The sequence below is a fragment of the Frateuria sp. genome, assembly GCF_035695185.1.
Taxonomy (GTDB): domain Bacteria; phylum Pseudomonadota; class Gammaproteobacteria; order Xanthomonadales; family Rhodanobacteraceae; genus Frateuria_A.
In genome coordinates, this window is sequence record NZ_DASSES010000199.1 from 16735 (window position 1) to 28497 (window position 11763).

The following is an 11763-nucleotide window of genomic DNA, read 5'->3' on the forward strand; positions in this document are numbered from 1 at the left end:
AGCAGGCGAGCAGGGCCGCCTGTGCGCTTGCCGGAACATGGCGAAATGCGATGCAGACGCCGGCCACGTGTTCCCGGCGCGGTTGCGCGTCCGCCCGAACGGGGTGAGGGAAGCCAGCCCGGGCGTGTCGCCGAGGGCTAGGCCCAGGCCCGCCGCGGTTCGCGGTAGGGCGGGTAGTAGGCGAACACGTGGTTCTGGTTGCCGTAGAAATCCATGTCCTCGATGTGCTCGCCGCCCAGTCGTTCGGCCACGCGGTCGGATGCTTCGTTGCCGATACGGACCAGGCTGATGACGCGCGGCGCGTGCAGCTGGCTCCAGGCGAAGTCGAGGATCGCGTGGCCGGCCTCGGTGGCGTAGCCACGATGGCGGAATTCGGGCTTGAGCATCCAGCCCAGCTCCAAGTCCGGCCAGCCCTCCGGATACATCAGGCCGGCCCGGCCGATGAACTGTCCCGTGTCCTTCAATTCGAGCGCCCACATGCCGCAGCCGCGGAGCTCCCAGTGCCCCAACAGCATGGCCAGCGACCGCCAGGCGCCGGTTCGGTCCAGCGGCTGGCCGTCGCCGATCCAGCGCGTGCTGTCGGGGTCGGCGAGCATGGCCGCATAGTCGTCGAAGTGGCGCTCGGCCAAGGCGGTGAGGCGCAGGCGCGGCGTTTCGAGAGTGGGAATATCGGACATCGTCGTCGGTACAGCAGCCGTTACTTGAGCAATCGGCTCAGCGCACGCGTACTTGAGGCCAGGCTTTCGGCCCAGCCGTACCCGATGATTTTCTCACCGGTGGCCGCGTCGATAAAGTCCTCGGCCTGGCCCGGCGGCAGCAGGTGGCGATAATCCACGGTGAGCTCGGTGCCGGCAGGGAGGTCCGCCAGCGCGAACACGAAACCCAGGTGCCACAGCCCGGTGGGCTCGAAGCTGTGATTGATGTAGCACTCGTCCGGCCAGTCGGGAGAAAGCGTGTAGCAATCCTCGAACCAGCGCGCGCTGGCGTAGGTCAGCTCGGGACGCGCGGCCAGTTCGGCCGTGCTCCAGGTGCGGTCTATCCCATCCGGCGCGGTGACGATCCGCCCCGCGGCCACGTCCTCGTCCAGGAACAGCCCCTTGCCGGCGCCGCCAATGGTGGAGGCGGCAATGCGGTAGCGCGGGAGAATCATGATGGGCCGGCGGCATGGAAAGGGCGCGAGTGTAGCGCAAGCGCGACGTCGCACCGCCTCGGCAGCATCCACCTGGTGCCCGTCCCTGGGCGGTGGCCTGCCACTGCCATGGCTGGAGGAGCGCTCCGCGCTCCGGGGGCGGTTGGAGGAGGGTTGTCGTGAGGGGGTGAGGACCTCCCTCGCCCCAACCGGCTCCCCGGGGAAGGCGCCCGGGGAGGTGTCTCGGGTAGGGGCGATCAGCCCTTGGCGGCGACCCTGGCCTTGTGCGGCGCGCTCTTCCTGGCCGACGCCGCCTTCGGCGGCGGCAGGTCGCCGCTGAAGCGGATGGCGTCGTGGTTGCGCTGGAGCGTGCCCTTGCCAATGCCCTTGACCTGGGCCAGGTCTTCCACCCGCTTGAACGGGCCATGCGCCTGGCGCCAGGCGACGATGGCCTGCGCCTTGGACTGGCCGATGCCGTCCAGCGACTTCGCGATCGTCGCGGCATCGGCCTTGTTGACGTTCACCGGCGTGGCGGCGAATGCCGGCAGCGCGAACGAGGCCGCGACGGCCAGTGCGACGAGCAGTTGGCGGAACTTCGACTGCATGGGGTTTCCCTCCCTGGGATGCATTGGACGGCACCATTGCCGTCCGGCAAGTGTGGCCGGAGCCGCTGGCTGCCACAGTCGGCCGGTAACGCGGCGTCCGGGCGGTCGCGGTCGCCCACCCCTGTGGGCGATGTCCGACGCGCTGTGGGCCGTGACGGGCCGTTCCGGTGCCGCTGGTACACTAGACGGCTTCCCCTATGCATCAAGGAGTCTCGCCCATGGATACCGCGCGCCTGTCCGGCTTCATCGGTGGCTTGTGGGACGACGAGATCGTGCCTCAGCTCGTCGAGTACATCCGTATCCCCAACAAGTCGCCGATGTTCGACGCGCAGTGGGCCGAGCACGGCTTCATGGACCAGGCGGTGGACCTGCTGGAGCGGTGGGCGCGCGGCAAGCTGGCCTCGCTGCCGGGCGCCACGCTCGAAGTGGTGCGGCTGCCGGGTCGCACGCCGCTGATCTACATCGACGTGCCGGCCACGCTGCCCGGCTGCGAGGAAACGGTGGTGCTCTACGGCCACCTCGACAAGCAGCCGGAAATGACCGGCTGGGCCGAGGGCCTCGGCCCGTGGACGCCGGTCATCAAGGGCGACAAGCTCTACGGACGCGGCGGCGCGGACGACGGCTACGCGATGTTCGGCTCGCTCTCGGCGCTGCTGGCGCTGGCCGAACAGGGCGTGCCGCACGCGCGTTGCGTGATCATGATCGAGGCCTGCGAGGAGTCCGGCAGCTACGACCTGCCGCACTACGTGGACCACCTTTCCGCACGCATCGGCAACCCCGCGCTGGTGGTCTGCCTGGACTCGGGTTGCGGCAACTACGACCAGCTGTGGCTGACCACCTCGCTGCGCGGCATGACCGGCGGCGAATTGACCGTGCAGGTGCTGGAGGAGGGCGTCCACTCGGGCGATGCCTCCGGCGTGGTGCCTTCGAGCTTCCGCATCCTGCGCGAGATCCTGTCGCGGCTGGAGGACCCGGCCACCGGCCGGATCAAGCCCGAAGAGTTGTACGTGGAAATCCCGCCGCAGCGGATCGAGCAGGCGCGCCGTTCCACCGAGGTGCTGGGCGAGGCGGTGTACGACAAGTTCCCGTTCGTCGAGGGCATGCAGCCGGTCACCAAAGACCTGGTCGAGCTGGTGCTCAACCGCACCTGGCGCCCGCAGCTGGCGGTCACCGGCATTGGCGGCATGCCGGCGCTGGAGAGCGCGGGCAACGTGCTGCGCCCGTTCACCGCGGTCAAGCTGAGCCTGCGCGTGCCGCCGACCCTCAACGGCGCCAAGGCGGGCAAGTTCCTCAAGGAGCTGCTGGAGAAGGATCCGCCGTACGGCGCCAAGGTCAGCTTCAAGCTCGAGAAGGACGGCAGCGGCTGGAACGCGCCGCAGCTTTCGGCCTGGCTCGAGCAGGCGGTGGCCGAGGCCTCCGAACATTACTTCGGCGCGCCGGCGGCCCACATGGGCGAGGGTGGCTCGATCCCGTTCATGGGCATGCTCGGCGAGAAGTTCCCGCAGGCGCAGTTCCTGATCACGGGCGTGCTGGGCCCGCACTCCAACGCGCACGGCCCGAACGAGTTCCTGCACATCCCCACCGGCAAGAAGGTGAGCATGGTGGTGGCCGAGGTGATCGCCCGCCACGGCGAGCAGGCCAGCAAGGGCTGACGCGGTGGGTGTGCCGGCCGACACGCTCGCGGCGCGCTGGGCGGACGTTCGTGCACGCGTGGACGCGGCCTGCCGTGCGGCCGGGCGCGAGCCGGCCGAGGTCACGGTGCTGCCGGTCAGCAAGACCTTCGGGCCGGACGCGGTGCGTGAAGCGGCCGCGCTGGGCCTGACGCGCTTCGGCGAGAACAAGGTCCAGGAACTGCGCGAAAAGACCGCCGCGCTGGCCGACCTGCCGTTGCAGTGGGTGCTGATCGGCCACCTGCAGACCAACAAGGCCAGGGACGCGGCGCGGCTGGCCAGCGAGGTACAGTCGCTGGACCGGCTGGAACTGGCCGACGCGCTGCACCGGCGCCTGGAGCCAGAAGGGCGCGGGCTGGACGTGCTGGTGCAGGTCAAGACCTCGCCGGAGGAAAGCAAGCATGGCCTCCCGCCGGACGCATTGCCGGGCTTCCTCGACCGCCTGCGCGATTACCCCACGCTGCGCGTGCGCGGCCTGATGACGATGGCCGTGCAGTCGCAGGATGCCGATGCCGTGCGGGCCTGTTTCCGCGAGCTGCGCGACCTGCGCGATGCTGCCGTGGCCAGGGGCCATACGTTGCCGTGCCTGTCGATGGGGATGAGCGGCGATTTCCCGCTCGCCATCGCCGAGGGTGCGACCGAAGTGCGCATCGGCACCGCGATCTTCGGCCAGCGCTGAGCCGCTTTCCGGCAGGAGCGCACCTGTGTGAACCCACCCGCCGCGCGGGCCCGACCTGGCACCGGGCTGGCAGGCGTGCTCCCTGTCGCACGCCGGTGTGAGCGTTTCGCAACGACCGAGTCCGGTTAACGGCAATCCAACAACCGGTCGGAAACGCTTTGCTAACGTCGGCTCCCCGCCTGAGTCGCCACCGCGCCTCGGCCAAGCCCGACCCGCCCCCGCAAAGGCATTCCCGCATGCTCTGCCAGCGCCTGATCGTGACCGCCGCCCTGTTTGCCGCGTCGCTCGCGATCGTGCCCGTGCAGGCCGCCGAACGCCCGGTGCCGGCGTCCGTCGCCGCGCCACTGCTGTCCCCGTTGCCCCTGGCCAGCCTGGCGCCGGCGGTGGCCCGCGCCGCACTCTCTGCCGGCCCGGCGGTGCCGATGCCAGCGACCGGCACTGACGCAGGCGCCGTCGACGAAGTCTCGCGGGTGCGCCAGGCATTGGTCGTGCTGGCCATGAAGCTTCGCGACGTGCGCTATGTCCGGGGCGGCCATTCGCCTTCCACCGGGTTCGATTGCAGCGGCTTCGTCCGCTATGTGTTCGCACATGCGATCGGCCTGCAGCTGCCGGCCAACTCCGCGCGGCAATTCCTGGCCGGCGCCAGGGTCGAGCGTAGCGACATGCAGCCCGGCGATCTGGTGTTCTTCCGCACCCGCGGCAGGAAGCACATCTCGCACGTGGGCATCTATCTGGACCACGGGCGCTTCATCCACTCGCCTTCGGCGGGCAAGTCGGTGGAAGTCTCCAGTCTCGACGACACCTATTGGGCCAGGCGCTTTGCCGGCGCGCGCCGCCCCGAGGGGATTGCGCGCAACGGTTGAGGGAAACCACGGGGTTTCCGCAGTCGGGCCGCCAGCAGGCGGCCTTTTTTCATGGGGTGCCATCGGGTGCCCGGCATACCGCACACCGCACGCGGGCGCTGGATTCTCCGGCTCTCCAGCGCGGTTTGCGCTACCCTCACGAGGACTCGTCCGCCGGATCATCCATGCCTTTTCAGCTGCCGCCCGTCACCCGCAACCTGCTCATCGCCAATATCGCGGTGTACTTGCTGCAACTGCTGCTGGGGGATGTGCTGGTGATGCACTTTGCGCTGTGGCCGTGGGGGCCGGATCGGTTCCTGCCGACCCCCGAAGGCATGGTCGCGATCGGCTTCCGGCCGTGGCAACTGGTGACCTACGCCTTCATGCACGGCGGCCTCGAACACATCGCCTTCAACATGCTGGCGCTGTACATGTTCGGCGGCCCGATCGAACGGCTCTTCGGCGGGCGCGAGTTCCTGCTCTACTACTTCGTGTGCCTGATCGTGGCCGCGGTGGCGCAACTGATGGTCGTGCAGTGGTTCACCCATGGCTTCTATCCCACCCTGGGCGCGTCCGGGGCGATCTTCGGCCTGTTGCTGGCGTTCGGCATCATGTACCCGCACGAGAAGATGATGCTGATCTTCCTGCCCGTGCCGATGCCCGCCTGGCTGTTCGTGTCCGGGTACGCCGTGATCGAGCTGGTGCTGGGCGTGACCGGCACGCAGGCCGGCGTGGCCCATTTCGCCCACCTGGGTGGCATGCTCGGCGGCTACGTACTGATCGAGTACTGGCGCGGACGATTGCCGATCAAACCGAAGCGCCGGTTGATGCGCTGACCTTTCCTTTCCCGACAGGCCCCACATGAGCGAGCAACTTCAGCGGCAGCTCACGCCGCGCCACATCACCTTCATGGCTCTTGGCATGTGCATCGGCGCGGGCCTGTTCCTGGGCTCGGCCAGTACCATCAAGCTGGCCGGGCCCTCGGTGCTGATCGCCTACCTGTTCGGCGGCGCGATGATCTTCGTGATCATGCGTGCGCTGGGCGAGATGGCTGCGCACGAGCCCATTGCCGGTTCCTTCAGCACCTATGCGCACAAGTACCTGGGGCCTTACGCCGGCTACCTCACCGGCTGGAACTACTGGGTGCTGATGATGGGGGTGGGGATTGCCGAGAGCACGGCGGTGGGCATCTACATGAAGGACTGGTTCCCCGAGCTGCCGCAGTGGATCTGGGCGTTCGCTTCCGTGGTGATGATCGGCGGGCTGAACCTGATGGCGGTGAAGGTCTACGGCGAGATGGAATTCTGGTTCGCCCTGATCAAGGTGCTCACCGTGGTGCTGATGATCCTGGGCGGCCTGGGCATCATCTGGTTCGGCTGGGGCAACGGCGGGCACCCGGTCGGCATCTCCAACCTGTGGACGCACGGCGGCTGGTTCCCCAACGGTTTCACCGGCATGGTGCTGGCGTTGCCGGTGCTGGTGTTTTCCTTCGGCGGCATCGAGACGATCGGTATGGCGGCGGCCGAAGCCGCGCATCCCGAGCGCACGATTCCGAAAGCCGTGAACTCGGTGATCTGGCGCATCCTGATCTTCTACATCGGCTCGCTGTTCGTGATCATGGCGATCTACCCATGGGACGAGCTGGGCACGCAGGGCAGCCCCTTCGTCACCACCTTCGCCAAGCTGGGCATCCCGCAGGCAGCGGGCCTGATCAACTTCGTGGTCATCACCGCGGCGCTGTCCAGCTTCAACTCCACCACCTTCAGCGGCAGCCGCATGCTGCACAGCCTGGCCAGCAAGGGCCAGGCGCCGGCGGCGATGGGTCGCCTGAACCCGAGCGGCGTGCCGGTGCGTGGCGTGCTGGTGACGATCTTCTTCCTGCTGCTCGGCGTGCTGATGAACTACCTGGTGCCCGAGCGCATCTTCGGCATGATCATGTCGATCCTCGCGTTCAATACGGTTTGGACCTGGGGCACCGTGCTGGTGGCGCACTGGCGCTTCCGCCGTCGCCAGGCCGAACCCCTGCCGTTCCGGTTGCGTGTGTGGCCGCTCTCGAGCGTATTGGCGCTTGCCTTCCTGGCGTTCGTGCTGGTGATGCTCGGCTACAGCCCCGACACCCGCGTGGCGCTGTACGTGGGCGCAGGCTGGGTGGCGTTGCTGACCGTGGCGTACTGGGGGTTCGGCGTCCACCGGCGGATGCGCGCGGAACTCGCGGTCGCCTAGCCGGCCGGCCGACCAGGTGAGCGCCGGAGGCGATCCTAACGGCGGTCGCGCCCGAGGGCGCTCCTTCCGGAAGGCTCAGCCCAGCGCGAATTCGACCGCCGCCGCGGCGTGCAGCGCGGCGGTGTCGAACACCGGGATGCCAGTCTCGGCCTCACCCAGCAGCAGGCCCAGCTCGGTGCAGCCGAGGATCGCGCCCCGGGCACCGGCACGGGCGCCATCGGCGATGATTCCCAGCAGGAATTCCCGGGCCCGCGCGCCGAATTGCCCGGCGCACAGTTCCTCGTAGATCACCCGGTGCAACTCGGCTCGCTGTGCGGGCTCGGGCACCATGCAGCGCACGCCGTGGTCCTGCTGCATGCGCTCGCGGAAGAACGGCTGTTCCATGGTGAACGCGGTGCCCAGCAGCAGCACCGTGTCCAGGCCCTGCGCACGGATCGCGCGGCCGGTGGCGTCCACGATGTGCAGCAGTGGCAATGGCGTGGCGCCCGCCACGACGTCGGCCACCCGGTGCATGGTGTTGGCACCGATCAGGATGCAGTCGGCGCCGCCAGCCTGCAGGCGCCGCGCCGATTCGGCCAGCAACACGCCGGCACGGTCCCAGTCGCCCTCCCGCTGGCAGGCGGCGATGACCGAGAAGTCCAGGCTGTCCAGCAGCAGGCGGGCGGAATGGAGCGGACCGAGGCGGTCGCGCACGCCGCGGTTGATCAGCCGGTAGTACTCGACGGTCGACTCCCAGCTCATGCCGCCGATCAGGCCGATGGTGCGCATGCGGGGTTCCTTCTGGACGGGCCGCCAGTCTAGCTGCGCACGCGGCCGCCTCCCATGTGGGAGCGCACCTGTGCGCGACCGCCTCGCTTCGGGTCGCGCACGGGTGCGCTCCTACAGGGACTCAGCGCAACGCGAGGAAATCCGGGCTCGCGACGAAGCGCACGGCATCCAGCCGCAGGCGCGACTGCGGCAGGGTGGCGAGCACGGCTTGCCGTTCCGCCTCGAGCGCGGCGATCTCGGCAGGGTTGATCGATGGGTTGACCTCGCGCAGCGCACGCAGGCGGGCCAGTTCCGCATCCAGTTCGGCGGAGGCCTGGGCGAGGGCATCGGCGATGTGCTGCTGCGCTTGCGCCCCGGCGACGGCCTCGGCTTTCTCAAGCATCGGCGGGACCAGCTTGGCGAGGAACTTGCGATAACGCGGTACCTCGATATTGCGGTCGGCCGCCTTGCGCACGGATGCCTCGCTGGGCTCGAAGCCGGTCCGCTCGGCCAGTCGGGTGTCGATGGTCACCGCCAGCGGCAGGGCGGGCAGGAAGCGTTCGGCATCCAGGGCGCGGTCCGCGACGCATTCGAGCAGGAACACCGCCTGCAGCAGGGCGCTCCGCGGCGGCAGGGCGTCGTCGACCATGAAGGCGGCGTTGCCCTGTTCGCCGGACAGCGCCAAATCCAGCGCACCCTGCACCAGTGGATGGTCGAAGCGCAGCAGCGGCAGCTCCTCGCGCGCCAGCGCCACCTCGCGGGCGAAGGTGGCCGAGACCGGGCCCTCGGCGAAGCCGGGCAGCGCATCGGTGGAAAGGTATTGCGGGTCGAGCAGCAGTACCTGGCCGCCGAGCTCCTCGGCGTGGATGCCGAAGGCTTCGAGCAGGCGCTGCACATAGGCGTCGCGCGACGGGTCGACGTCCTCGCGGCGGAAGGCCTGGCCCAGTTCGTCGGCGTGCGGGTCGCGGCTGGCGGCCAGTTCCAGCAGGTGGTCGCGGCCGGCGCGGATCAGCGTGGCCAGCTCCTCGTGGGTGGCGCGGGTGTCGGCGATCAGCGCGTCCAGTTCCTGGTCGCGACTGTCGGCGTTGCGCGCGTGCTCTTCGGCCAGCCGCACCAGCGGCTCGCCGTAGCGGCGCAGCAGCTCGCGGCCATCGGCAGGGCTCGAGCGGAAGGCGTCGATGCCCTCCTCGTACCAGCGCGCCAGGACGTGCTGCGCGCTGTCCTGGACGGCGAGGATGTGGATCGCGATGTCGTGGGTCTGGCCGATCCGGTCCAGGCGGCCGATGCGCTGTTCCAGCAGGTCCGGATCCAGCGGCAGGTCCCACAGGACCAGCCGGTGCGCGAACTGGAAGTTGCGGCCTTCGGACCCGATTTCCGAGCAAAGCAGCAGGCGGGCACCGTCGGGTTGGGCGAAGTAGGCGGCATTGCGGTCGCGCTGGACGATGCCGAGGCCTTCGTGGAAGCGGGCGATGCCGGCGCCGGTGCGTGTGCGTAGCGCCTCTTCCAGTGCCAGCACCTTGGCCTGGCTGCGACAGATCAGCAGGAACTTGTCCTGCGGGTGCGCGTCGAGCAGGGCGACCAGTGCATCCAGACGCGGATCGGTCCCGTAGTCGAGCTCCAGCGCCGGGGCCGGCTGCTGGATATCGGCGTGGAATTCGGCCAGCAATGCCTGGCGCGCGTTCTCGTCCAGCGCGCCGGCGTCGAGCAGCTGCCACTCCGGCACGCGGCGCGGGAAGCCGCCGATGCCGGCACGGCGGTTGCGGAACATCGCCCGGCCGGTGCCGTGGCGGTCGATCAGCGCGTCCAGCAGTTCACGCGCGGCGGCCGGCCGCGCGGGGTCCTCCAGCAGCGCGAGCAGGGCCTCGTCGCCGGCGAAGACCTCGCGCAGGGTGGCGCGCTGTGCCTCTTCCAGCGGCTCGCCCGACTGCAGCCGGTCGGCGATCGGCGAGAGCGCCTGGAAGCGCTCGGCTTCGGCCAGATAGACATCCAGATCGTGGTAGCGCTGCGGATCGAGCAGGCGCAGGCGGGCGAAGTGCCCGCTGCGGCCGAGCTGTTCGGGCGTGGCGGTGAGCAGGATCACGCCGGGGGTCCGGGATGCCAGCTGCTCGACCAGCGTGTAGCGGGGACTGGCCGCCGCTGGCGTCCAGGCCAGGTGGTGCGCCTCGTCGACGACCAGCAGATCCCACGGAGCCTCGACCAGCTGGCGTGCGCGCTTCGGGTTTTCCTCCAGGAAGCGGAAGTCGGCGATGACCAGCTGTTCGTCCTCGAACGGGTTGCGACCGTCGCCGGACTGCTCCAGGGCCTCGCAGCGCTCCTCGTCGTAGATGGCGAAGCTGAGGTTGAAGCGGCGCAGCAGCTCGACGAACCATTGGTAGACCAGCGTATCGGGCAGCAGCACCAGGGCGCGCGAGGCGCGTCCGGTGGCGAGCTGGCGGGCGAGGATCATGCCCGCCTCGATGGTCTTGCCCAGGCCCACCTCGTCGGCGAGCAGCACGCGCGGCGGGCGGCGCGAGGCGGCAATGCCGGCCACGCGCAGCTGGTGCGGCACCAGTCCGATGCGCGCTGCTGCCAGGCCCCAGGTCGGCGAGCGCCGTGCCTGCGCGCGGCGACGCAGGCCTTCCAGGCGCAGCTCGAATTGCGCCACGGTATCCGTGCGTCCGCCGACCAGGCGGTCATCGGCCTGGCTCACGCTCTGTTCGTCGTCGAGCTGGCCCTCGTGCAGCTCGCGGCCTTCGCCGCGGTAGATCAAAAGGTCGTCCTTGATCTCGACACGCTCGACCAGGAAAGCCAGGCCCTTGCCGGCCACCCGCTGTCCGGGGCGGAATTCGGCGCGCACCAGCGGGGCCGAATCGATGGCGTACGGACGCAGCACGCCAGCCTTGGCGAACAGCACCTGCACGCCGCGGCCCTCCACCCTCAGAACGGTGCCCAGGCCCAGTTCGGGCTCGGCGGTGGAGATCCAGCGTTGACCAGGTACGAACATCGTGCTGCCGAGGTTGCATGAAGGGGCGCCGATTATCCGCTGCCGGCCGTGTAGAGGGAACCGCCGGGGCGCGACCATGGGCAAAGCGCACCGGTGCGCGCCTCCGGGCGGCCGAGCGGCTGCCGTCCGGGCAAAAAAAAGGCCCTGCCGAAGCAGGGCCCTTGGTTCGAAGCGGGTGACCGTCCCTCCCGCGAGGGGAGGGCAACGGCTTACCAGATCTTCACCTGCTTGTCGCCCGAGCGCACCATCGCGTCGCCCGGCTTGCACTGGAACGCGGTGGCGAACGCGTCCATGTTGGACGGTGCACCGATCGCGCGCAGCGAAGCGGGGGCGTGCGGATCGGTGTTGAGCTGCAGCAGTGCCTGCTTCTCGCGGATGTTGCCGCGCCACACGCGGGCCCAGTTGAGGAAGAAGCGCTGGTCCTGGGTGTAGCCGTCGATCTTGGAGCCGGCTTCCTCGGGGTTCTTCTTCAGCGCCATCTGCAGCGCGTCGTAGGCCGAGTTCAGGCCGCCCAGGTCACCGATGTTCTCGCCCAGGGTCAGGCGGCCGTTGACGTGCACGTCCGGCTTGTCCTTGATCGGCGTGTAGTCGTTGAACTGCTCGACCAGCTGGTCCGCACGGGCATCGAACTTGGCGCGGTCCGCCTTGCTCCACCAGTTGACGTTGTTGCCTTCGCCGTCGAACTGGCTGCCCTCGTCGTCGAAGCCATGGCTCGCTTCGTGGCCGATCACCGCACCGATGCCGCCGTAGTTGATCGCGTCGTCGCCGTTGGCGTAGAAGAACGGCGGCTGCAGGATCGCGGCCGGGAAGTTGATCGTGTTGTCGGTCGGGTTGTAGTAGGCGTTGACCGTCTGCGGGGTCATGCCCCACTCCTTGCGGTCGGTC

11 protein-coding genes are annotated in these 11763 nt (G+C 69.2%); 5 read left to right on the forward strand and 6 right to left on the reverse strand.

Going from position 1 to position 11763, the window contains the following annotated elements; all coding sequences use genetic code 11:
- Positions 1-137: 137 nt before the first annotated feature.
- The 3 genes from VFH59_RS15970 to VFH59_RS15980 form a co-directional block, all read right to left on the reverse strand.
- Positions 138-677: a GNAT family N-acetyltransferase gene (locus VFH59_RS15970; protein ID WP_325165898.1), complete on the reverse strand. Its 540-nt coding sequence runs from the start codon at positions 675-677 to the stop codon at positions 138-140.
- A gap of 20 nt (positions 678-697) precedes the next feature.
- A complete protein-coding gene (locus VFH59_RS15975) occupies positions 698-1150 on the reverse strand; it encodes an SET domain-containing protein (RefSeq protein WP_325165899.1) in 453 nt (150 codons plus the stop codon).
- A gap of 236 nt (positions 1151-1386) precedes the next feature.
- Positions 1387-1734 carry a ComEA family DNA-binding protein gene (locus VFH59_RS15980; RefSeq protein ID WP_325165900.1) on the reverse strand — a complete coding sequence of 116 codons (348 nt, stop codon included), beginning with the start codon at positions 1732-1734 and terminating at the stop codon, positions 1387-1389.
- 218 nt (positions 1735-1952) lie between these two features.
- On the opposite strand from VFH59_RS15980, the gene VFH59_RS15985 reads away from it, so the two are divergent.
- The 5 genes from VFH59_RS15985 (at position 1953) to VFH59_RS16005 (ending at position 7148) form a co-directional block, all read left to right on the forward strand.
- Positions 1953-3386 carry a M20 family metallopeptidase gene (locus VFH59_RS15985; protein ID WP_325165901.1) on the forward strand — a complete coding sequence of 478 codons (1434 nt, stop codon included), beginning with the start codon at positions 1953-1955 and terminating at the stop codon, positions 3384-3386.
- Between the two features lie 10 nt (positions 3387-3396).
- Positions 3397-4083 carry a YggS family pyridoxal phosphate-dependent enzyme gene (locus tag VFH59_RS15990; RefSeq protein WP_414655907.1) on the forward strand — a complete coding sequence of 229 codons (687 nt, stop codon included), beginning with the start codon at positions 3397-3399 and terminating at the stop codon, positions 4081-4083.
- Positions 4084-4319: 236 nt separating this feature from the next.
- Complete coding sequence (locus VFH59_RS15995) at positions 4320-4946, forward strand: C40 family peptidase (RefSeq protein WP_325165903.1); 627 nt, start codon at positions 4320-4322, stop codon at positions 4944-4946.
- A gap of 164 nt (positions 4947-5110) precedes the next feature.
- Positions 5111-5761 (forward strand): rhomboid family intramembrane serine protease, encoded by a 651-nt coding sequence (locus VFH59_RS16000; RefSeq protein WP_325165904.1) that lies wholly within the window; start codon positions 5111-5113, stop codon positions 5759-5761.
- Positions 5762-5786: 25 nt separating this feature from the next.
- Positions 5787-7148, forward strand: coding sequence for an amino acid permease (locus tag VFH59_RS16005; RefSeq protein ID WP_325165905.1), 1362 nt, complete (start codon positions 5787-5789; stop codon positions 7146-7148).
- Positions 7149-7223: 75 nt separating this feature from the next.
- On the opposite strand, the gene VFH59_RS16010 is transcribed toward VFH59_RS16005, so the two are convergent.
- The 3 genes from VFH59_RS16010 to VFH59_RS16020 all read right to left on the reverse strand — a co-directional run.
- Positions 7224-7916 carry an aspartate/glutamate racemase family protein gene (locus VFH59_RS16010; protein ID WP_325165906.1) on the reverse strand — a complete coding sequence of 231 codons (693 nt, stop codon included), beginning with the start codon at positions 7914-7916 and terminating at the stop codon, positions 7224-7226.
- Between the two features lie 121 nt (positions 7917-8037).
- Positions 8038-10878: an RNA polymerase-associated protein RapA gene (gene rapA, locus VFH59_RS16015; protein WP_325165907.1), complete on the reverse strand. Its 2841-nt coding sequence runs from the start codon at positions 10876-10878 to the stop codon at positions 8038-8040.
- Positions 10879-11087: 209 nt separating this feature from the next.
- On the reverse strand, positions 11088-11763 hold a 676-nt coding region (locus VFH59_RS16020), incomplete at its 5' end, for a M13 family metallopeptidase (RefSeq protein ID WP_325165908.1).

Excerpts from the sequence above, each read along its gene's own strand:
- VFH59_RS16005 (WP_325165905.1), top strand. The coding sequence starts at position 5,787 with ATGAGCGAGCAACTTCAGCGGCAGCTCACGCCGCGCCACATCACCTTC.
- VFH59_RS16000 (WP_325165904.1), top strand. The coding sequence starts at position 5,111 with ATGCCTTTTCAGCTGCCGCCCGTCACCCGCAACCTGCTCATCGCCAAT.
- VFH59_RS15980 (WP_325165900.1), bottom strand. The coding sequence starts at position 1,734 with ATGCAGTCGAAGTTCCGCCAACTGCTCGTCGCACTGGCCGTCGCGGCC.
- rapA (WP_325165907.1), bottom strand. The coding sequence starts at position 10,878 with ATGTTCGTACCTGGTCAACGCTGGATCTCCACCGCCGAGCCCGAACTG.
- VFH59_RS15970 (WP_325165898.1), bottom strand. The coding sequence starts at position 677 with ATGTCCGATATTCCCACTCTCGAAACGCCGCGCCTGCGCCTCACCGCC.
- VFH59_RS15995 (WP_325165903.1), top strand. The coding sequence starts at position 4,320 with ATGCTCTGCCAGCGCCTGATCGTGACCGCCGCCCTGTTTGCCGCGTCG.
- VFH59_RS15975 (WP_325165899.1), bottom strand. The coding sequence starts at position 1,150 with ATGATTCTCCCGCGCTACCGCATTGCCGCCTCCACCATTGGCGGCGCC.
- VFH59_RS15985 (WP_325165901.1), top strand. The coding sequence starts at position 1,953 with ATGGATACCGCGCGCCTGTCCGGCTTCATCGGTGGCTTGTGGGACGAC.
- VFH59_RS16010 (WP_325165906.1), bottom strand. The coding sequence starts at position 7,916 with ATGCGCACCATCGGCCTGATCGGCGGCATGAGCTGGGAGTCGACCGTC.